Below are 20,982 nucleotides of genomic sequence, written 5' to 3' on the forward strand. Positions count from 1 at the left end.
TAGCCTGAGAGCACAACAGCAACCCAATGCCATCAAATCCAGTTATCAAACCCAACCAGGAAGTAAGGCAAACATGGCGCGGTACATCAACATCACCCTCGAGAAGCGCGGGGTCACCTGCAAGGCGCTCCTGCACGACGACGTCGCCCCCCGCACCAGCAAGGCGGTCTGGGACGCCCTGCCGCTCAGCAGCCAGGTGTTCCATGGAAAGTACGCCCGCAACGAGATTTACAACCTCGTGCCGGCCTTCGCCCCGCAGGAACCGGGTGCGGAGAACACCACTGTCACTCCCATCCCCGGAGACGTCTGCTACTTCACGTTCACTTCCAACGACCTGAAGACGCCCTCGCACGGTTACGAGCAGGATTCCGATACTGACGCCGTCCAGACCATCGTGGACCTGGCTGTGTTCTACGGCCGCAACAACCTGCTGCTGAACGGTGACACCGGATGGGTTCCCGGGAACGTTTTCGCCACCATCGTTGAGGGCCTCGATGAGATGGCAGCAGCCTGCCAGGACATCTGGATGGGCGGTGCCCGCGACGAGACGCTGACGTACTCCCGCGCCGTAGACTCCACCCCGTAGGCACGCACCCACGATTGTGAGCAGCCGGGCCGCTTCCAGCGGCCCGGCTGCTCTGTTTTTCGGCGGAAGCGCCAACAAGCCAGCGGAAGCACAAGTACGGCCGGCTGCACGAAAGGTGCAGCCGGCCGTTCTGGATTTGCCTGTTCTCGGTTACCAAACTTCGAAGCCAGGCGCTGAATTTATGGACGCTGTCAGCTCCGGCCGTGCCGCAGGCACATCAGGGCGTAGGCGCGGGCTGCCGCAACCAGTTCTGCGATGCTCACGGATTCGTTCACCTGGTGCGCCTGGTCGTTCAGTCCGCCGGGTCCCATGACGACCGCCGGGACGCCGAGGTCGCGGGCAATGAAGCCGCCGTCACACGCCGCTGTCCAGCCGGTGACCGCGCTGTCCACGCCGGCGTCAGCCAGCGCCGAGACGGAGTTCGCCACCAGCGGATGGTCCGCCGGCGTCCGGAACCCAGGCATCTCCATGGTGACCTCCGCCGTCATGGTGATGCCGTCGGTATCGATGCCGGCTTCGCTGATCCGCGCCCGGAGCCTGTCCAGGATCAGGTGCGCGTCCTCGTCGGGCATAAGCCGTCGGTCCAGGGACACGGTGCATTCGGCAGCCACCATGGACGTGCCGGTGCCGCCGCTGATACGCCCAATGTTCCAGCTCCCGGCGCCCAGCAGCGCGTCCTGCTCGGCCTGAAGCCGGGCGTGGTCGTCGCGGACCAGGCCCAGGATCTTCGCGGCTGCATCAATCGCGTTCCGGCCGTCCGCCGGCCGGCCCGAGTGGGCCGACTTGCCGGTGACTTTCAGTTCGATGTAGCTGTCGCCGCGGCAGCCGATCACCGTCTCCAAGTCTGTGGGCTCGGCCACTACGCAGGCAGAGTAAGAGAAGCCCCCATCTTCCCGCGCCGCGGCGGTATACGCCCGAATGCCGATGCCCAGGTCCTCCTCGTCCACCGTGCAGGCCAGCGCAGCGTTGAAGGGCAGGTCTGCGCCTGCCTCCTTGAGTGCCTTCAGCGCGATGACGACGGTGGCCAGGCCCCCTTTCATGTCGGTTGACCCTCGGCCGAAGAGCCGGCCGTCCCGGACATAGGGTTCGAACGGCGGCCGCTCCCAGCCGCCCCCGGCGGGCACGACGTCGGAGTGTCCCAGGAACAGCAGGCCGGGCGCCCGGCCGCCGGGCAGGACGGCCGTGAAGTTCGGCCGCCCCGGGGCGACGGTTTCCGTGGATACGTCCAGTCCGGCGGCGCGGCAGAAGTCTTCCAGGACCGCTACTGTTGCCGCTTCCGTCCCGCCGGGGTTTTCGCCCCCGGCGGCCACGAGATCCTTGGTAAGGGCAACAAGATCAGGCTCGCTGATCAGGTTCAGGACCGTGTGTTCCAGCAGTTCCCGGTCCCGCAGGTTGTTCCCGAGCACTTGGGTGTCAGGGACGGAACTCATACCGGAGCCCCGGCCTTCAGTGCCGCCAGCTCCCGGTCCATGGCGTTGCGGAGGCGGATGATGCCCTCCTCGGCCCGTTCGGGAGTGGTGGATGCGAAACAGAGCCGCAGGGCGTCGTCGAACTTTCCGCTGGCGGAAAGGGCCGGTCCGGGGATGAAGGCGACGCCTTCTGCCAGGGCCGTCTCGAAGAGCTTCCGCGTGGAGATCCGGGCATCCTCACCCTGGAGGGTGAGCCACAGGAAGAAGCCGCCTTCAGGATCGGTGGTGGTGACCCTGTCGCCGAGGTTTCGGCGCAGGCTCTCCTGCATCGAGTCTTTGCGGCGCTTGTACTCTGTGCGCAGCCCTGCGAGGTGGTTGTCCAGTCCACCGCGGCGAATGAACTCGGCAACGATGTGCTGCGCAGGAACGTTGGTGCACGTGTCCATCGCCTGCTTGGCGTTGATCACCAGCTGCCGCAGCGCCGGGTCCGTGTCCACCCAGCCTACGCGCAGGCCTGGGGCCAGGATTTTGGAGAACGTGCGGACGGAGAACAGCAGGGGATCGCCCGGGCTGAGGGCCTGCAGGGACGGCAGGTCCTCGCCCTGGAAGCGCAGCAGTCCGTAAGGATCGTCGTCGATGATGACGGAGTTCCACTCGTGGGCGAGTTCCAGCAGCTGGTGGCGGCGCGGCAGGGAGAGGGTGACGCCGGCCGGGTTCTGGAAGTTGGGAATGGTGTAGATGGCCTTCGGTGTGCGGCCAGCAGCGGCAATCAGGTCCGGGAGGGCCTCGACGATGAGGCCGTTCTCGTCAGTGGGTGCTTCGAGCAGTTCGGCCCCGTAACTGAGGGCGGTGGCGCTGCCGTTGGTGTACGTGGGGCTTTCCACGATCACCAGGTCGCCGGGGTTGATGAAGAGCTTGCAGGCAATGTCCAGCCCCTGCATGCCGCCGGCGGTGATGGTGACGCGTTCCTCGGAAGTGGGGTCCGAGGTTTCCGCCAGGTAGTCCACCAGGGCCTTGAGGAGCACGGGTTCACCCTCGGTGGCGCCGTAGGTCATGGAGCTGTGGTCCAGGACCTGGTGGGCGATGTCGCGGAATTCCTCTAGCGGCACCGCCTCATCGGCCGGGGAGCCCATGGCGAAGCGGACAATGTCGTGGGTCTGTGAGGCCAGCAGGGAAGTGCTGGAATCGATGACGGAACCGACGAGGTCGGCGGCACGGTCGGCCAGGGGCAACACTGCGCGGGAGCGGGTGGCGAAGTGGTCAACGGTCACGGACTAGCCGCCTTTCTGGATGAGTTCACGGGGGAAGCTGGTGAAGGTTTCCACGCCGTCGGCCGTGACGCGGATTGATTCGGAGAGTTCGTAGCCGTAGTTGTCCATCCACATGCCGCCGATGACGTGGAAGGTCATGTTCTCCGCGAGGACGGACTCATCCTCCGAGCGGATGGAAATGGTGCGCTCGCCCCAGTCCGGGGGATAGCCGACGCCGATCGAGTAACCGATGCGGGACGGCTTTTCCAGGCCGTACTTGGCCAGCGTCCAGTTCCAGGCCCTTGCCAGTTCGCGGACAGGAACGCCGGGCTGCACTTCGGTCAGCACTGCGTTGAGGCCGTCCGCGACGGCGTCTGCCAACTTGGCCAGGCGCTCCGGCTTTTTGCCGAGGGTCAGCGTCCGGGCCAGGGGTGTGTGGTAGCGCTGGTGCGCGCCGGCGAGTTCGATGACCACCGCCTGTCCCGCCTCGAAGCGGCTCTCGCTCCACGTCAGGTGCGGGGTGTCCGCAGCTTCACCGGTGGGCAGCATCGGCACAATGGCCGGATAGTCACCGCCGATGCCGCCGGCACCCTTGATCTGCGCCTGGCTGATGGCTGCCGCGGCGTCGCACTGGCGCACGCCGACGTCGATGGTCTCCACGGCCGCTTCCATGGCCGCCATGCAGACCTGCGCCGCGCCGCGCATCAGCTGGATCTCGGCCGGGGACTTGATGGAGCGGACCCAGTTGACCAGCTCGAAGCTGTCCACGAGCGTCCATTCGGGAATGGCGTTGACAAGGGACCGGTAGGCCTTGGGGGAGAAGAAGTGCGAGTCCATTTCCAGGCCCACGCATCCTTTGGCGGCCGGGGCAATGAGGTAGCGCTCACGAAGGGCGAAGGCCACCCAGTCGAAGGGATGCACGTGCGGGCGGTGGACGTACTGTTCGGGGTAGCCCACGATGCATTCCTCGGGCAGCCAGGTGGTGCGGGAGGCGCCGCCGGCGTCCATGGCCCGGGTAAAGAGGAGCATGGGTCCGTCAGCGGGCACGAAAACCAGCTGCGGAGTGTAGAAGGACCAGGCGTTGTAGCCGGTCAGGTAGTAAATGTTGGCCGGGTCGGTGACCAGCAGGGCGGAGAGACCCTGCTTGGCCATGCGCACACGAACACCGGCGAGCCTGGCGTCGTACTCCTCTTGGCTGAACAGCAAAAAGACACCTCCAATAGAAATAGTAGATTGTTCACAAAGTAGCCTTTGTGGCGTGAACCACAAAACTGCGGACGTTTGTGGGGAGCGCTGTCAGACCGTTCTGACGTAGCCGCGCTCCTTATCCACCACGTTGGCCAGCTCCTGGCCCGAGGAGCGGCGCTGAAGGTTGGCCAGGAACTGGTCGGCCAGGGCATCGCGCCAGCCGAGAACGTCGCCGCACATGTGCGCGGACATGTGCACGTTGTCCATCTTCCAGAAGGGGTGGTCTGCGGGGACCGGCTCTTCGGTGAATACGTCCAGCGAGGCCGCGGCGATCTGCTGCTCTTGGAGGGCCTTGATCAGAGCTTCTTCATGCACAAGTGCCCCGCGGCCCACATTGACCAAATGTGCTGTCGGTTTCATGGCGGCCAGGACATCGGTGTTCACCATGTTCCGCGTCTGCTCCGTAAGCGGCGCGATGAGCACCACGTGGTCTGCCCAGGCTGCATGCTCGGCCAGCTCGGAGCTGGCATGGATGGCGCCGAAGTCGGGATCGTCCTCGCGGGGCGTGCGGCCGATGCCCTGAACCTCCAGTCCCACTGCGCGGAGCAGTCTGGCGGTGGCGCGGCCGATTCCTCCGGTGCCCACCACCAGCGCGTGCGAGCCCTCGGTGCGCGTGAGTTCCCGGTGCCGCCAGACGGCCTGCTGCTGCAGGGCCTTGCTGAGGTGGAGCTGTTTGTCGTGGGCGAGGATGGAAGCCAGTACGAACTCGGCGATGGGCCGGTCAAAAGTTCCATGCGCATTGGTGACCACCACATCGGAGCGGCGCAGCTCGTCAAACATCATGGCGTCCACGCCGGCGGCGGCCACATGAACCCACTGTAGGGAATCTGCGTTCGGCCAGGCCTCCTTGAGCGCTGACGAGAAAAAGTCCCAAAGGAACAGGATGTCCGCACCCCGGGAGGCTTCGGGGAGGCCGGCGGCATCGGTCAGGACGACGTCGGCGCTGGATTTGATGGCGGCGAGGTTATAGGGGCGGGGCTGGCCTTCCGCGACGAGTATGACAACGCGGGGGATTGGCTTATCAGTGTTACTCACGCCACAACCATACCGGGATCGCATGATTGTTGACAATAAGCGGATCCGCAGCGCACCATTGAGCGCATGACTTCCCTTAGCCCCGCATTGAAGCAAGCAACGCCCGTCGTCGTGGATCATGCCCTTGGCAGTTGGATCTATGGGACGGATGGTAAGGCGTACCTGGATTTCACGACCGGTATTGGTGTGACGAGCACGGGTCATTGCCATCCGCGGGTGGTGGCGGCGGCGCGTGAGCAGGTCGGCAAGATTATTCATGCCCAGTACACCACGGTGATGCATCAGCCGCTGCTGGCGCTGACGCAGAAGCTGGGCGAGGTCCTTCCGGCGGGCCTGGATTCGGTGTTCTACGCCACCTCGGGGTCCGAGGCGGTGGAGGCTGCTATCCGTCTGGCCCGGATGGCTACGGGCCGGCCGAACATTGTGGTGTTCCAGGGCGGTTTCCATGGCCGCACGGTGGCGGCGGCGTCGCTGACGACGGCGGGGACGAAGTTTTCCGCCGGGTTCGCGCCGCTGATGGCCGGGGTGCACATGTCCGCGTTCCCGTACGCCTACCGGTACGGGTGGGACGAGGCCGCGGCGGTGGCGTTCGCGCTGCAGGAACTGGACTACCTGCTCCAGACCCGCACCGCCCCCAATGACACGGCCGCGTTCCTGATCGAACCGGCCCTGGGCGACGGCGGCTACCTGCCCACCCCGCCGGCGTTCATGGAAGGACTGCGCGAACGTGCAGATAAGTACGGCATCGAGCTGATCTTCGACGAGGTCCAGGCCGGCGTGGGCCGTACCGGCAAGTTCTGGGGCCACCAGTACTCCACCGCCACCCCGGACATCATCATCACCGCCAAGGGCATCGCCTCCGGTTTCCCGATTTCCGCCATCGCCGCTTCCACCGAGACCATGTCCAAGGCCTGGCCCGGGTCCCAGGGCGGCACCTACGGCGGGAACGCCGTCTCCGCCGCCGCCGGCGTCGCGACCCTGGACGTCGTCAAGGAAGAAGGGCTGGTGGAAAACTCCCGGATCCGCGGCGAGCAGCTGCAGGCCGGCCTCAAGGAAATCCAGGCCCGCTTCCCCGTCATCGGCGACGTGCGCGGGCGCGGCCTGATGCAGGGCATCGAATTCACCACCGAGGACGGCACCCCCGACGCCACAACCGCCGCCGCGGTCCAGCAGGCCACCACCGCCCAGGGCCTGCTGACCCTGACCTGCGGCCCGGCCGGCAACGTCGTACGCCTCATCCCCGCCCTGGTCGTCACCGCCGAGGAAATCACCCTCGGCCTGGAACGCTTCGAAACCGCCGTCGGCGCCGTCACCGGAGCCATCCCCGCCACCACAGGAGCCCAGGAACGCAACGGCTGTGCCCTGCGCGGGCCTCCATGACTGGAGGTGCGTGCAGGGCACAGCCGCGTCCTCAAGCCAGCATCATGAAGCTGTTTCACGGCAGCCAAGCTGTCACGAAGCCGCCCCGGGACTGGGCTGGCGCCGGCTGTTGCTCCGGTTCTGTGCGCTCCGGTCCATACTCGCCCGGACCGGTCCCGCCTGGTCCTGCCCCGGCGTCCGCCTCCAGTGACAGGACCCGGCCGTACGTCGCACACAGCTCCTCCACCGCGTGACTGCTGCAGCGCCAGCCTGCTGGTTCGAGCAGCTCCACCGGGTCCGGCGGGTCGGCCCGCGCCAGCAGTTCGCTCATGGGCAGGCCTGTCTGCTCACTGAACTCGCGCAGCTTGGCTTCGATGTCGTCCGTCTTCGGCAGGGGTACGGCCCGCTCAATCACCGCCCGCGATCCCGGCGCCGACAACGCAGCTACTTCCTCCAGCAGGGCACGTTGGGAGGCGGCATCCAGGTAGGGCAGCAGGCCTTCGAGGACCCAAGTGGTGGGCTGCCCAGGGTCAAAGCCCGTGGCGAGGAGTTGCTCCCGCCACGGCAGGGACAGGTCCGCGGGCAGGGAAATCAGTTCACACCGAGGCTCCGCAGCAAGCCGGCTCAGCACGTGGGCCTTGAACCTCAGGACGTTGGCACTGTCGATCTCGATGACCCTGGCGCCGGCGGGCCAGTCAAGGCGGAACGCCCGGGTGTCGAGGCCCGCCCCGAGAACCACGGTCTGTGCGGTGGGCGTATCGGACTGCAGGAATTCGTCGATGAACCGGGTCCGCATGCCGATGTAGATGGACGCCAGCAGAAGAGGCTGCTGCAGGGGAGGGGCCTCCGCCGGTTCCGCCGGCCACACCGTCGGCAGGTCCAGATGGGAGCGCGCGGCCACCACCAATGCAGCAGCGAATCGATCCGTCACAAGCGGGTCTGCCCGCGATGTCTCGACGGCGCGGCCCGCGGCCACCGCAAGGGCCGTCAACGGCAGCCCCTGGTCCTCGAGTTCGGTACTGCCTGTAGGTTCAGTCATGCCTGGCCTCCCCGCCGTCGTGGATCACTGTTGGCGAGCCTACCCCGTGGTGGCCATGACGGGTTCCCAAACGGCTTTCCGGCGCAGACCGGGCGGGGACTCCCGGTTCAACGGCCGGCGATCCCCATGCCGGTCATGCCTGTGCGGGGTTGTCCCACCAGCCTTCCCAGGCCGAGGACGTGAGCTGGCCCTGGGGGAAATCGGTGTTCGATCCGGCCTCGCCGAATGCGGAGTTCCCATCATTGGGCGAGGAATTGAAAAACAGGTTCAAGGTATTCCAAAGCATGGCTATTTCCTTTCAAATGACCTGCGGATGACACTCTCTCAGGTAGGAATTAGCGTAGCCATGGCATGTTTCATTGCGTCGATCCAACGTTTCGTTCTTGTATCCGTCTGCTCACACCGCGTCGCAGGACCAAAACCCGGAGTTCGGCCACTTTGTCGCAGAAGATCTCGGGGCAGTACCAGCCGTCGTAGCCGGTTACCGTGCAGGCGTCGATTCACTCCTGAAGCGGAGTTTCCGCTGCGACCGCAATTTCCGCACAGGAACTGCAGCCGCAGCGGACACCGGAGCTACCCGAGGATGTAGGGCAAAGAGGTGGCCGCCAGATACAAATCCGCCACTTCAGGTGCGGGCGTGGTCACCATGCTGAGGAGAGGCCTGCCGGCAGCACCGCTCACACTCAGAGTCACGGGTGACTCCGCGATTGGCAGCGGCACGGCCATGATCCCTTGCCGGCCGGAGAGTTCGAGCACGCCGGCGTCGATGATCACTCGGAGTTCGGATCCCTCATCCGCCGGGAGGAGCGCGTCGGCGAAGTCGGCGTTCCCGTCGACGGTCACCCGGATGCCCTCCCCGTCGTGCCGAAGGGTGGCCAGGGCCTGGGCCGGGGTTCCGGCCTGCGTCCCGTCCAAGCTCCCTTCCAGGCCGGACAGGCGGATGAGCGTTCCGGCGGTGACGGTGCAGCGCAGGTCCGCGCCGCCGTCGAGCACGGTCTCGAAAACCGCCGGGCCTACCTGCTCCAGTTGGCCCGGCTCAGAGTACTTGGCCAAGTCCGCGTGTGGCGTGGCCACTAGGACGTCACCGTCGAGGGTCAGCGTGTGCGGGATGCTGAGCGCGCTGGCCCATTTCCCGTCCGGGTCCAGCACGCCGCGGACCCAGAAGACCAGCGACGGTGCACCGTCCTTGTCCCGGAAGAAGGACGGGGCGTAGTAGCTCTTGCCAAAGCTGAGCTGCCCCCAGGACCGGGCGGTGAACTCTCCGCCGGAGTAGCTGCCCACGCCGTAGGCCACGTAGTGCAGCACGTCGTCCTCCCAGATGGAGGTGACCAGGACGTGGGAGCCGCCGATCTCGAACAGCTGCGGGCATTCCCACATGGTGCCGGTCCAGACGGGGTCCGTTTCGGTGCCGTTCCGTTGCGCGGCGATGCCGTCCAGGGTCCATTCGGCGAGGTCGGGGGAGCTGTAGGAAACCGCGGCGGCGGTGCCGCCCTTCAGCCCGGCCCCCACGAGCATGCGCCACTGTTCGCCGTCGCGGAAAACGAACGGGTCCCGGTAAGCCACCACGCCAGGATCCGGAGCGGTCATCAGCTTCCCGCCCTTGGTCCACGTGTCCCAGGACCCGTCCTCGGGAGTGGCGATGCGGACGGTGCCGATGCCGATATCGGGTTCGGTGACCGATGTGTAGAACATGGTGGCGGCACCATCGGTGCTGGTGACGATGGAACCCGACCAGACGCCGTCGTCCCCTTCCCCGGGTGCCACGGCGACACCCTGCTCGGTCCAGGCGATCATGTCCGGGGAGGTGGCGTGTCCCCAGTGGCAGTTGGAAGCCCACGTGGTGCGGCCGGGAACGTACTGGTAGAAGAGGTGGTACTGGCCGTCCTTCCAGGTCACGCCCAGCGGATCGTTGATCCACCCTTCGGCGGCTGTGAAGTGGAGGGCGGGCCGGAGGTCCTGCGTGTTCATGTGATCCTTCCGTGCTGTGGGTGGTCAGAGGGCCGGGACGCTGTTTGCGGCGAGGAACCGTTGCCGGACTTCCCGTGCCTGCTCCGCGTTGGCCTTCTCCCAGGCATCGATTTCGGCCCGGCGTTCGTTCCGGACGGCGTCACGCGCCTCGGTGAACCGCTGCATCCGTTCGGCGGCTGCATCCCGCGCGGCCTGCTGGGTGGGCGTCAGCTCCGGTAGGGGACGTTCTACCACCTGGTCACGCGGCCGCAGCGGCAGGCGTTCCTCGACCGGGTCTATCTCCAGCGCGGGGGAGGGGAGGGTCTGGTACCAATACGCGGTGGAGGACCAGTCATCGGAAAGGTGGTTGGCGTGGCCGTGCTCGAAGGTGACCTTGATGCGCTTCTGGAACCTGATGGGGTCCGTCATGTGGAAGCGGTAGCTGTGGTGGAAGCCGGGGACGTTTTCCTCGTGGACCATGGTGCCGTTCATGAGGTAGGCGTTGTGCTGCATGCCCCAGGCGTGGCCGAAGTAGTCTTCCATGCCGGTGCCGTGGAGGCTGGGCGGCCAGGTGTCGTCGTCGATGAAGATCATGTCGTCGCCCTCGCCCCACCAGGAGCCCTGGAAGTGCCTGACGGCGAGGTTGCAGCCCACGTAGTGTCCGTGGCCCTCGGTTTCCAGGACCACGTAGTTGTCTTCGCCGGTGAGGTTGGGGATGGCCACCTCGATGCTGTTGGTCTGCAAGTCCGGGGCCCAGCCGGCGTTCGGCTTCTGCCGGCGCCAGTGGGCGTGGAAGTAGGCGGTGTCCTCCGGCAGCGGCTCGGTGTAGAGCTCGTAGTCGATGTAGAAGTACTGCAGGTAGGGGATGTCGTTCTGGTTTTCGACGACAATGCGGGCGCGGGAGTTGAAGGGCATTTCGAAGTAGCTGTTGAACGCTGCGCTGCCGCCGAAGGTGTTCAGTTCCCCTTCCTTGGCCGAGACCGAGAGCGGGAGCGAGTCGTAGGAGCCGGAGAGGGAGTTCAGCAGGCCGAAGAAGTCGCCCAGGGGTGCGATGACGCTGGGGGTGTCCTGGTCGTCCCAGTACATTTTGAGGACAATTTTGCGGTAGTAGTCCGGGTCCACCACTTCCCAGCTGACGCCGAGTGCGTTGTGGATTTCGAGCATCGGCACGCCCACGAGTTCCGGGGAGATCTGGCCGGGGCCAGGCTGGATCCGGCACGACTGGGTCATCCACATGTGGGTGATGGCGCCGGGCCCTTCAATGTCGGCAAGGACGCGTTCCTCGCCGGGCATGACGATCCAGTTGTCGCGGTTGCGGCCGGTCTGGTCCCAGCTGGAGGCGCGGGCGGTGCGGGCAGAGGAGAGCCTGGTCAGGCTTGAGAGCAGGCCGGAGCGCGGTGATGAAGCCAAGGTGGTGTCCCTTTCGAAGAGTTGTTGTTTAGCCCTTGACGGCTGACTGGGTGAGGCTTGCGATGATCCACCGCTGGGCCACGAGGAAAACGATGAGGGCCGGGGCGATGGCGATGGTGGTTGCCCCCATCACCTGGGCCACGTTCCCGGCACCGTACGGGCCGAGCATCAGGACCAGGCCCAGCGGGAGGGTTGCGGTGTCGGTGCTGTTGAGGAAGATTGACGGGGCGAAGTAGGCGTTCCAGCTGCCCAGGAACGTGATCACGCCGAGGGTGCTGACGGCGTTCTTGGCCAGCGGCAGGGCGATCAGCCGGTAGGTCTGCCAGGCAGTGGCGCCGTCCATGCGGGCGGCGTCGATGATTTCCTGCGGCAGTCCCAGGAAGAACTGCCGGAGCAGGAACACCCCCAGAGCCCCGGTGATGCCGGGCAGGATCAGGCTGAGCGGGTTGTCCAGCAGACCGAAGGTCCGCATCAGGAGGAACAGCGGAATGATGGTCACCTGCGCCGGCACCATCAGGGAGGACAGTAGGCCCACGAAGATGGAGTTTCGGCCGGGGAATTCCAGCTTGGCGAAGGCATAGCCCGCCATGGGTGCCGTGATGATCATGCCGATGCTCACCGCGATGGCGATCACGGCGCTGTTGAACATGTTCCGCAGGATGGGCACCGGTCCTGTGACGGCCCCGGCATAGTTGGACCAGTCCCATTCCGTGGGCAGCCACTGCGGCGGTAGGTCGTACGCGTGGCCGGCGTCCCGCAGCGACGTGGTGAACATCCACAGGAAGGGGGCGATCATGCCGATGGCGCCGAGGACCAGAAGTGCCACCGAAACGGATTTCCCGACGCCGGGCCGCCGTCGTACGGCTCTTCCGGACCGTGAGCGGGACGGAAGGAGAGTGGTGTTATTCATTGTTCACCCACGACTTTCGAAGGCGGAACTGGACCATGGTCACCAGCATGATGATCAGGAACAGCGTCACCGCGATGGCTGAGGCGTAGCCCATGTCGAACTTGTTGAAGGCCACTTCGGCGATGTACATCACCACGCTGCGGCTGGCGTCGCCCGGGCCGCCCCTGGTGAGCACGATGATGGACTCGTAGATCTGGAAGGCGCCGATGATGGTGATGGTGATGTTGAAGAAGGTCGCCTGGCTGATCATCGGCAGCACGATCCTGCGGAAAACCTGCCACTCGCTGGCGCCGTCCATGCGTGCGGCCTCCACCATGTCCTTGGGGACTTCCTGCAGGGCCGCCACGAAGATCAGCATGGCGAACCCCACGTTCCGCCAGGTGTCCACGATGATCACGGAGACTTTTGAGAACTCCGAACTGTTGAGCCAGTCGATCCGTTCTCCGCCCAGGGCGGTGATGTAGTAGTTCAGGATGCCCGTGTCCTTCTGGAACAGTGCCTGCCAGATGATGGAGACGTACACCAGAGCCACCAGGTAGGGGAAGAAGTACGCGGAGCGGAACACATACGTCAGGGCCCGGGGGAGCCGCTGGTTGATCAGGACGGCGAACAGAAGCGCAAAGCCGTTGATGAGGACGACGGCGGCCCCGACGTAGAGGACCGTGTTGCCGTACGTGATGGCCAAGCGCTCGTCCCGGAACATCCGGGCGTAGTTGTCGAAGCCGACGAACTTGGGTGCCGTGAGGATGTTGTACTTCGTCAGGCTGAGGTACAGGGCCGCCACCAGCGGGCCGAGTATGAAAACGAGGAATCCGATGACGGTGGGGGCTGTGAACAGATAGCCGGTGAGGGCTTCCCGACGGCGGGCGGTGCCGATCCGCCCGGGGCGGCGCCCCCCGCGCCCGGAAGGGGGCGCGGGCGGCAGCGCGGTCTTGTGTGCGGTCAGGGTCACGGCTGCAACGCCTCCTCAACATCTTTTTGGGCCTTACCCAGTGACGATCCGATGTCCTGGCCGGACATGATTTCGTCCATGGCCCGCATGAAGGCCGGGTCCAGCACGTTGTAGGCGCCGGGGGCGGCTACGGGCTTGGCGTAGGACAGGGAGTTGTAGAACTCTTCGGCGTGTTCCGGGGAGGCCAGGAACTCCGGCGCTGACGCGGCGGTCTTGGTGGACGGAACGGCGGCGCCGGCGTCGGCCCATTGCTTCTGCGTCTGCTGGTCGGTGAGCATCTTGATGAACTCCCAGGACAGCTCCTGGTTCTTGGATGTCTTGGAGATGGCGAACGCTCCGGCGCCGAACACCGTGGACTTGGTGGTTCCCTTCGGCCACGGGAGGATGTCGTAGTCGGCGAAGCCGGCCTTTTCGAAGCCGCCGGTGACGAAGTGCCCGGCGCCGGTCATGGCTGCCTTGCCCGCGGGGAACAGCTGGTAGGGGTCCGATCCCTTGGGCTGCGGCGACACTCCGTGCTCGGTGACGAGGTCGCGGACCCAGCCCAGGGTTTCCTTGACCTTGGGATCCGTGAGCTGCGCCGTCTGCAGGTCCTCGCTCATCATGGACGTGCCGTTTGAGTACAGCCACGGGGTGATGCCAAAGGAGTAGTACGGCATGGCGAAGCCGTACACCTTGTCAGAGCCGGAACCGGTGGTCAGCTTCTTTGCGATCGCCAGGAAATCGTCCCAGGTCCAGTCATCACTGGGCCGCTCAATGCCGGCCGCCTCGAACATCTTGGTGTTGTAGTAGATCACCATGGTGTTGAACGTGTTCGGCATCAGGTAGGTGGAGCCGTCCTTGCTGAACCCCTCGAGCAGCTTCGGGTCGATGTCCTTCCGCAGGGACGCCGCCTCGGGGTCGTTCTTGAGGAAGCCGTCCAGGGGAGTGAACAGCTCGTTGGACAGTCCGAGCTCCACACCCTCGGTGGCGATGTTGATGACGTCCGGGGCCTGCCCGGCAGCAGCCTGGGTGACGAGCTTGTTGACGTACTCGGTCCAGGTGGTGATGGGGGTGAAGTTGTTGTTCACCGTCACGTTCGGGTACTTCTCTTTGAAACGCTTGGCGACGCCGTCGTACACGGCTTTGTCTCCCGGGTCGCCCCAGTTCGAGACGGAGATGGTGGCCGTAATGTCCTTTGCGGGGGCCGCGTACGGACCCTCGGCGGCCGGGACAGCGGAATTCGTTGAAGTTCCGCAGGCGGTGAGGGCCAGCAGGGCCGCGGCTGCTGCCGTGGCGATAGACGTGCGGACGGTTTTTCTCATGTGATGCTCCTTTGCATGCTGCGCGGAGGCGCGCTGATGGGATGCGATGGCGTGGTGCGGCTATTTTTGGGGGCAGATACTGCGCGGTGCTGCTATTCGGTGGAGCGGCGGAATTCGATCTCGGATTCGAGCCGTAGGGTCTTGGCGGGAGCAGAGGGGTTCTCGAGGCGCCGCATGAGCAGGCCCACGGCGCTCTCACCGAGTTGGAACGCCGGTTGGCGCACGGTGGTGATCTGGGGCTGGAACAGGTCCGAGTAGGTGAAACCGTCGAACGTGGCGAAGGCCATGTTGCCGGGCACCCGCAGTCCTTCGTGCTGGACTGCACGGAGGGCTCCTGCAGCCAGCAGGGTGCTGCAGGCCAGGATCGCGGTTGGGCGCTGCGAAGGGCCGACCAGCAGCGGCCGGACCCGGTCAAAAGTTGCCGCCGCGGTGACCGTGCCTTCGCACAGCAGGCCGGCCTGCACTTCCAGGCCCCGCTGCTGCATGGCGGCCCGAAAGCCGTCATGGCGCTCGCGGAGGGAGGAGACCCGGAGGTCGCCGGAAACGAGCATGATCCGTTTGTGGCCGCGGTCGGCAAGGTGTTCAACCAGGGCTGCCACGGCGGACCGGTTGTTCACACCAACCTGGTCCACGTCCAGGTCCGAGAGCCGGTCAAGCAGGACCAGCGGCTTCTTCTCGCCGCGGATCCGCTCAAGCAGCCCGGCACTCGACCCGGCTGCCCGTGCGATGATCAGGCCGTCGACGCGGCGGTCGAGAAGGGCCTCCACCGCAGCGCGTTCCCGGGCGGGATCTTCCGCCGAGTTCGCCAGCAGCAGGGACAGGCCGTGCTGTGCCGCGGCTTCTTCCACGCCATGCACCATGTCCGCGAAGGCCGGCTCCCCGGCATCCGATACGACGAGGCCGATGGAATCTGTCCTGGCGCGGCGCATGGAGCGTGCCAGTGCGTCCCGCCGGTACCCGGTGGCCTGCACCGCGTCCATCACTCGGGTCCTGGTATCCGGTTCGACGTGACGTGTGTCGTTGAGGACGTGCGAGACAGTGGACGTCGACACCCCTGCCAGTGATGCGACATCGACGATGGTTGCCACTGAGCCTCCTCAAGCGAAACGATTGCGCGAACGTTTCGATAGTAGAGACAAACGTTTCGATGTGCAATGGATCACAGGAAAATCCGCTGGAAGTTTATTAGGAGGCGGGCCGCGGGCCCGTGGAGGACCGGTATTCGATCGTGGGCGCCAGCCGGACAACGGAGGGCTCGGCTGCCTTGTCGGCGATCCTCCTCGTCAGCAGCTCTGCGGCGGTGGCCCCCACCTGGAACGCCGGCTGGCGCACGGTGGTGAGCTGGGGTTCGAACAGGTCGGCGTAGGCGAAGCCGTCGAACGCGGCGAAGGCGATGTCCTCCGGCATGTCCAGCCCGCGCTGCTGGATGTGCCGGAGTGCAGCCGCGGCCAGGACGGTGCTGCACGCGATCACCGCTGTGGGCGGGCTGGCTGCCGACAGCGCTTCGCGGATGCCGGCGCCGGTCTGATCCGGCTCTGCGGTGGTGATGGCCAGCTGCTTCTTGGCCTGGATCCCGGCGGCCGTCATGGCTTCGGTAAAGGCTTCGTGCCGTTCCCTGAGGGTGGAGACGCGGGTGTCACCGGCAACCAGCAGGATCCGCTCATGGCCCTGCGACAGGAGGTGCGTCACGAGCTCCTTGATCGGCTCCTGGTTTTCCACTCCCACCTGGTCAAAGGGGTCCTCGGAAAGCCGGTCCATCAGCACCAGCGGCGTGTCCTGGTTGGCGAATTCCGCCAGGGCGTCAGGTCCGGAGCCGGCTGCCCGCGCGAGGATGATGCCGTCAACCCTACGCTCCAGCAGGGTCCGCACAGCACGGGCTTCACGTTGCGGATCTTCGGCGGAATTGGCCAGCAGCAGGGTGATTCCCTGGCTGGTGGCCGTTTCCTCCACGCCACGAATCATTTCAGCGAAAGCCGGCTCGCCGCCGTCGGAAACTATGAGACCGATGCTGTCCGTCCGGGAGCGCCGCATGGCGCGGGCCAGTGCGTCCTGCCGGTAGGACGTTTCCTCGATGGCCTTCAGAACCCGCTGCCGCGTCTCCTCGCCCACGTGCCTGGTGCCGTTCAGGACGTGCGAAACGGTGGAGATGGAGACGCCGGCAAGCTTGGCCACTTTTACCATCGTCGTCATCGTCGCCGCCCTCGGGGAATCGTTTACGCGAACATTTCGCGTAGCATCCGCCAGTTTACAGAGGCTGTCCGACGGGGCCGTTCTACCTTCCGCAGGAAGGGTTGGACAGGGTCGCAGTCCGCTGGCCGGACGAAGCCAGAAGCGTATTGACAGGCGGTTGGGGCCACATCGCCAGCTGCCGGCGGACGCTACGCGAGGAGCTTGGCCACCAACTCCCCGCGGCTGCCCACGCCCACCTTCTCGAACAGCGCCTTCAGGTGGTCGTGCACGGTGTAAGGGGAGATGAACAGGTGGTTGGCCATCTCCGCCGTCGTCGAGCCGGAGATGACCTCCAGGCACACCTCGCGCTCGCGGGAGGTGGCACCGTACGCGGCCAGCAACAGGCTCACCAGGTCGCGGGTGGTGACCGGCTCCACCGTGACCACCATCTGCCCGGGGTCGTCCCCGGTGATGAGGCGGCTCCCCTGGAGCACCACCCAGTTGCCGCCGGCGTCGCGCATCCTCGCGCGGGCAGTGCCTGACATAGCGGCCCGGGCCCCTGCCACCACGCCATACAGGACCATGTTGAAGCGGCCGGGCGCCACGTCCTCCAGTTCGGCCAGCCAGGACGCCGCGGCCGCCGTGCCCGCGCGCAGCTCTCCGTGCGGGCCCACCAGGACGATCACCGGTCCGTCGGTACTTCGCTGTGCGCGGTGCCCGGCCCGCACCGCGACGCGGGTGGCCGCGGCCAGGGTGGCGGTGATTGCGCCTAGGAATTCCACTTCTCGGTCGGTGAAGTCTTGGCTCTCCCGGAAAAGGCTGCCTACTCCCCAGCAGACATCCTCCAGCCGGAAGGCCGCCCGGAGTTCATGCTCCAGTCCCTGCGGATGCAGGAGGTCGTTGAGGCGGACGCTGCGGACGACGTCGCGGTGCGGGGCATCGGAGATCCGGGCGACCGGGCGAGGCCGAAGCACCAGCTGGGTGAACGTGTTCGGCTCGGAACCCGCGTACTCGGATTCTGCGAAGCGCAGGCCGAACTCCTCGGGTACGGGCCACTCATGCCAATTGGTGACCGACGTCATCGCCAACGTGCCGGGGTCGACGCCGGCCCAGCAGGCCTGCTCGAAGGGCACGGCCTGGCGCACCGCGGCCTGCGCCGAGGCATGCAGCTCCGCCATGCCCAGACCGGTGGCGGCCAGCGCCGCGATTTCGCGCCGAACACGCTCCGCGCGTTCCTCCCACATACGTCCAGTATCCGGCCGGTCCTCCCGGGCGCAATCCCCTTTGGAGGGGATATCGGGGAGTGGCCCCAAACCCCGACGCCGGGGATGGGAGCCGCCGGAACGCCGTCGTACTGTTCGATCAGGGGCACGAATTCATCTAAGGCGCTGTTCCACCAAAGGCGCCCGTCCGCACAAACCGGGAGACGGTCATCATGCTCTACCTGCACAGCAACCACGGCGAGGGTAGGGGCCCGCAATGAACGCCACGGCCCAGGTCTTTTCGCTGCTCGCGGCGCTGATCTACGTCCTGGTGTTCCCGCTGGAGAGCTTCCTCATGCACTATCCGGCCGTGCAGAAGTTCCTGAGCACGCCGGAGAGGAACGTTCCGGCCGTCATGATGTGGGCCATCCCCACCGGGTTCCGCAACCTGCTGATAGGTCTGGGCGTCATTGCCGGTGTGGTGGCGGTGAACACCGGACATGGTGAACACCGGACATGTGGTGGTCGGCTACACGCTGGTGATCTACTGCTGCGCGAATATGGTGCTCAGCGGTGCCACCATGGGCCTGGCCGACTGGCTGGGGCACTACCCGAAGAAGGGGGACAGCGTGCCGGGAACCCTCGCCTCGACGGTGCCGGCCCTGGTTGCCCTGATCGCACTAGCGTTCTGACCAGTGCCCCGGTGACCCCGGTCGCCAGGAGCTGAGGAGGGCGAGGCCTGCGGCTACCGCGGCGCTGAGCACCACTGCCCCCAGCCAGAGCGAGACCGGCCAGCGGATGGCGTCCACCACCGCGAACGCCACGAGCTGGCCCGTCCACAGTAGCGCCGCGATTCCTGCCGTGACCGCCGGCAGCCGTCGGCCCAGCCACACGTCCGGCACGCGGGTCAGCAGCAGGTCAGCGACGAGGGCGGCCACCGTGGCTCCTGCCGCTCCGGCGATTGAGTAGGGTCGCAGGCCGATCATCACCACGGGCAGCCAGGCCGCCGCCACCACCAGCAGGGTGACGATTCCGCGGACGGGGCGCCTGGCGGTGGAGAGCGTGAAGAGGAAGGGCGCGATGATCAGCGCGGTGGTCAGCAGGTAGCTCATCAGGCTGATGATCACCGGCATCTCCGCCTGGATGCGGCCGGGCGTGCCCACCGGCAGCGGGGTGAACACGGCCGTAGGCCCCGGCCGGACGAAGATGGAGGCGTAGACGAGGAAGAACGCTCCCAGCCCGGTCATGAGCACTACGGCGAACATCGCCGCCGGGGTCCAGGTCAGGTCCCCGGGGTGGCCTGCTGCCCGGGCGCTCCGCACGGCGGTGCCCAGGATGAGGAAGAGGCTGAAGCCGAGCAGCAGGTGGGTGGGGCTGACCAGGGCATCCAGCGAGACCTCGATGCCCAGCAGCTCGTGCCACAGCAGGTCCAGGCCGCCGGCCAGGCCGAAGAGGACCACGCCCACCGCGGTCCCGCGGTATCCGGGCGGAGCAGCCTGCAGCAGAGGCTGCCCAGGCGTCCGGTTCCGCCAGATCACGACGGCGGTCCACCCCGCCGTCGCCAGCATGCCGGAGTAGAGGGCCGCGTGCCATGGCGTGAAGAACGTCTCGAGGCTGGGCAGGTTAATGTGCGCCCAGCCATCCAGGAAGATAGCCAGCAGCAGCCACAGGCCGAGCAGTTCGGTGATCAGGTCGCGGCGGCTGTCGGTGCTAGTGTTGCGCGCAGTTTCGAGCATCGTTGCCCACCTCCACGGAACCTTCAGGTGAGGGGATGGTACTGCCGTGACCGGGCGGTCACAAGGGACCGGCGCGCGAGGACGACGGCAGCGCAGTCCTTACGGGGCGGTGACGGCGTCGTATGCGTTCACCCGGCCATGGGCCCAGTAGGTGCCCGTGCCAAAAACATCGTCGTCGGCGCTCGATTCCACGATTGCCCGGACAGATGCATTCGTGGCACCGGGGTGGGAGCTCCAGGCAAGCGCAGCGGTTGCAGCGACGATGGGTGAGGACATCGAGGTCCCGTTGCCGACGTCGTAACCGAAGGAGCGCTTGTTCTGCGTCCCGATGACAAATTTGTGGTTCGGGAACGTTGAGTAGACGTTGACTCCGGGTGCCGCGATGTCCACCCAGCTGGCTCCATAGGTTGAGAAGTCTGCTTTGGCGTCCTTGTTGTCAGTTGCGGCGACGGCGATGACGTTGGGATATGCGCCCGGGTAGATCTTGGTCTGGTTACCGCCGTTGCCTGCTGCGGCCACCAGCACTACACCCTTGCTCCAGGCGTTGTTGACGGCGGTTTCGAGAGTGCGTGACGCCCGCACCCCGATGCTCATGTTGATCACCTTCGCGCCGTTGCTGACGGCCCAGTTGATGCCGTTCGCAAGCCCGGAGCTGGATCCAACCCCGCTGTCGTTGAGGACCTTGCCGGCCAGGATGGTGCATCCCGGGCAGACGCCGGCCACACCAGCGGTGTTGTGGGTGGCGGCGACAATGCCGGCCACGTGGGTCCCGTGGCCATAAATGTCTTCATTGCTTGTTGCACCGCTGAAGTTGGCCCTCAGGACCACCTTCGGGTTGATGTCGGTGTTGTCGGTTGCGACCCCCGAATCGAGGACAGCCACTTTAATGCCGTTTCCGGTGGTGACGCTCCATGCTTCGACGGCGTCCACATCGGCGTCCGGTTCGCCGGCGGGCACAGAGATGGTGCCATCGGTGTTGGTAAACGATTGACCCGTGTTCTGCAGGGCGTACTGGCGCGGGAAATACTGGTCAGCTGTAGTGGCAGTGACCGGCTCGTCCGCCTCGGCGTACTCGACTGCCGGGTTCCGGTTCAAGGCGTCGATCAGCTGGGATTCCTTGCCGGCCGGCACCTTGATCAGGTGAGCGCCCGTACTCCCGACGTCAGATCCCTCGCTGAGGCCCTGCTGGCGCAGCAGGCCGGCCGCCGCGCCGTTGTCGCGGAACTTAACGATGATTTGCCCCGTGATGTTCGCCGGCTCGGGGGGTGCGGCGTTGCCCGTGGCTGCCACGTTAATGGCGCCAAAGCCCATAACTGCCGCTGTAATGCCGGCGATCATCATTTTTTTCATGAGGTTCATTTTGCGCCAGCCTGCACCGACTGGATAGACCTGTCCGCAATTAGGACGAGGGGCCTCAAGTGTCTGTGAG

19 protein-coding genes and 1 pseudogene are annotated in these 20,982 nt (G+C 66.0%); 4 read left to right on the forward strand and 16 right to left on the reverse strand.

Going from position 1 to position 20,982, the window contains the following annotated elements; translation table 11 throughout:
* The first annotated feature begins 73 nt into the window (after window positions 1-73).
* Complete coding sequence (locus tag J7I85_RS05545) at window positions 74-586, forward strand: DUF3830 family protein (RefSeq protein WP_214847727.1); 513 nt, start codon at window positions 74-76, stop codon at window positions 584-586.
* Between the two features lie 191 nt (window positions 587-777).
* On the opposite strand, the gene J7I85_RS05550 is transcribed toward J7I85_RS05545, so the two are convergent.
* The 4 genes from J7I85_RS05550 to J7I85_RS05565 all read right to left on the reverse strand — a co-directional run bounded on the left by J7I85_RS05550 (window position 778) and on the right by J7I85_RS05565 (window position 5,528).
* Window positions 778-2,016 (reverse strand): M20 family metallopeptidase, encoded by a 1,239-nt coding sequence (locus J7I85_RS05550; protein WP_214847729.1) that lies wholly within the window; start codon window positions 2,014-2,016, stop codon window positions 778-780.
* On the reverse strand, window positions 2,013-3,266 hold the full coding sequence (locus J7I85_RS05555) for a PLP-dependent aminotransferase family protein (RefSeq protein ID WP_214847731.1): 1,254 nt from the start codon (window positions 3,264-3,266) through the stop codon (window positions 2,013-2,015). The genes J7I85_RS05550 and J7I85_RS05555 overlap by 4 nt, the downstream gene beginning before the upstream one ends.
* A gap of 3 nt (window positions 3,267-3,269) precedes the next feature.
* Complete coding sequence (locus J7I85_RS05560; protein WP_214847740.1) at window positions 3,270-4,451, reverse strand: M24 family metallopeptidase; 1,182 nt, start codon at window positions 4,449-4,451, stop codon at window positions 3,270-3,272.
* A gap of 90 nt (window positions 4,452-4,541) precedes the next feature.
* On the reverse strand, window positions 4,542-5,528 hold the full coding sequence (locus tag J7I85_RS05565; protein WP_308159400.1) for a D-2-hydroxyacid dehydrogenase: 987 nt from the start codon (window positions 5,526-5,528) through the stop codon (window positions 4,542-4,544).
* Between the two features lie 66 nt (window positions 5,529-5,594).
* Between J7I85_RS05565 and J7I85_RS05570 the strand changes: the two genes are divergently transcribed.
* Entirely contained in the window at window positions 5,595-6,908 is a 1,314-nt protein-coding gene (locus J7I85_RS05570) for an aspartate aminotransferase family protein (protein WP_214847744.1), read from the forward strand.
* 55 nt (window positions 6,909-6,963) lie between these two features.
* Here the strand turns inward: J7I85_RS05570 and J7I85_RS05575 are convergent, their stop codons facing one another.
* The 10 genes from J7I85_RS05575 to J7I85_RS05620 all read right to left on the reverse strand — a co-directional run bounded on the left by J7I85_RS05575 (window position 6,964) and on the right by J7I85_RS05620 (window position 17,859).
* Window positions 6,964-7,926: an SAM-dependent methyltransferase gene (locus tag J7I85_RS05575; RefSeq protein WP_214847746.1), complete on the reverse strand. Its 963-nt coding sequence runs from the start codon at window positions 7,924-7,926 to the stop codon at window positions 6,964-6,966.
* A gap of 133 nt (window positions 7,927-8,059) precedes the next feature.
* Window positions 8,060-8,212, reverse strand: a complete 153-nt coding sequence (locus J7I85_RS05580) for a hypothetical protein (protein ID WP_214847748.1) — start codon at window positions 8,210-8,212, stop codon at window positions 8,060-8,062.
* Window positions 8,213-8,499: 287 nt separating this feature from the next.
* On the reverse strand, window positions 8,500-9,894 hold the full coding sequence (locus tag J7I85_RS05585; RefSeq protein WP_214847750.1) for a glycoside hydrolase family 32 protein: 1,395 nt from the start codon (window positions 9,892-9,894) through the stop codon (window positions 8,500-8,502).
* A 24-nt stretch (window positions 9,895-9,918) separates the two neighbouring features.
* Window positions 9,919-11,283 (reverse strand): glycoside hydrolase family 172 protein, encoded by a 1,365-nt coding sequence (locus tag J7I85_RS05590; protein WP_214847760.1) that lies wholly within the window; start codon window positions 11,281-11,283, stop codon window positions 9,919-9,921.
* Window positions 11,284-11,311: 28 nt separating this feature from the next.
* Window positions 11,312-12,109 carry a carbohydrate ABC transporter permease gene (locus J7I85_RS05595; protein ID WP_214847761.1) on the reverse strand — a complete coding sequence of 266 codons (798 nt, stop codon included), beginning with the start codon at window positions 12,107-12,109 and terminating at the stop codon, window positions 11,312-11,314.
* A 76-nt stretch (window positions 12,110-12,185) separates the two neighbouring features.
* Window positions 12,186-13,145 carry a carbohydrate ABC transporter permease gene (locus tag J7I85_RS05600; RefSeq protein ID WP_214847763.1) on the reverse strand — a complete coding sequence of 320 codons (960 nt, stop codon included), beginning with the start codon at window positions 13,143-13,145 and terminating at the stop codon, window positions 12,186-12,188.
* Window positions 13,142-14,446, reverse strand: a complete 1,305-nt coding sequence (locus tag J7I85_RS05605; protein WP_214847769.1) for a sugar ABC transporter substrate-binding protein — start codon at window positions 14,444-14,446, stop codon at window positions 13,142-13,144. Before J7I85_RS05605 ends, J7I85_RS05600 begins: the two co-directional genes overlap by 4 nt.
* 92 nt (window positions 14,447-14,538) lie before the next feature.
* On the reverse strand, window positions 14,539-15,534 hold the full coding sequence (locus J7I85_RS05610) for a LacI family DNA-binding transcriptional regulator (RefSeq protein ID WP_214847771.1): 996 nt from the start codon (window positions 15,532-15,534) through the stop codon (window positions 14,539-14,541).
* A gap of 97 nt (window positions 15,535-15,631) precedes the next feature.
* Window positions 15,632-16,636, reverse strand: a complete 1,005-nt coding sequence (locus tag J7I85_RS05615; RefSeq protein ID WP_214847778.1) for a LacI family DNA-binding transcriptional regulator — start codon at window positions 16,634-16,636, stop codon at window positions 15,632-15,634.
* 188 nt (window positions 16,637-16,824) lie between these two features.
* Window positions 16,825-17,859 carry a helix-turn-helix transcriptional regulator gene (locus J7I85_RS05620; RefSeq protein WP_214847780.1) on the reverse strand — a complete coding sequence of 345 codons (1,035 nt, stop codon included), beginning with the start codon at window positions 17,857-17,859 and terminating at the stop codon, window positions 16,825-16,827.
* A gap of 313 nt (window positions 17,860-18,172) precedes the next feature.
* Between J7I85_RS05620 and J7I85_RS24905 the strand changes: the two are divergent.
* Window positions 18,173-18,253, forward strand: a pseudogene (locus tag J7I85_RS24905) (DUF1304 domain-containing protein); the annotation flags it as partial.
* 64 nt (window positions 18,254-18,317) lie between these two features.
* Window positions 18,318-18,509 carry a DUF1304 domain-containing protein gene (locus J7I85_RS24910; RefSeq protein WP_251023979.1) on the forward strand — a complete coding sequence of 64 codons (192 nt, stop codon included), beginning with the start codon at window positions 18,318-18,320 and terminating at the stop codon, window positions 18,507-18,509.
* Here the strand turns inward: J7I85_RS24910 and J7I85_RS05630 are convergent.
* Both J7I85_RS05630 and J7I85_RS05635 read right to left on the reverse strand, forming a co-directional pair.
* Window positions 18,498-19,553 (reverse strand): hypothetical protein, encoded by a 1,056-nt coding sequence (locus tag J7I85_RS05630; protein WP_214847782.1) that lies wholly within the window; start codon window positions 19,551-19,553, stop codon window positions 18,498-18,500. The genes J7I85_RS24910 and J7I85_RS05630 overlap by 12 nt on opposite strands.
* 99 nt (window positions 19,554-19,652) lie before the next feature.
* Entirely contained in the window at window positions 19,653-20,903 is a 1,251-nt protein-coding gene (locus J7I85_RS05635) for a S8 family serine peptidase (protein ID WP_214847784.1), read from the reverse strand.
* Between the last annotated feature and the right edge of the window lie 79 nt (window positions 20,904-20,982).

The sequence above is a fragment of the Arthrobacter sp. ISL-65 genome, assembly GCF_018613795.1.
Taxonomy (GTDB): Bacteria; Actinomycetota; Actinomycetes; order Actinomycetales; family Micrococcaceae; genus Arthrobacter.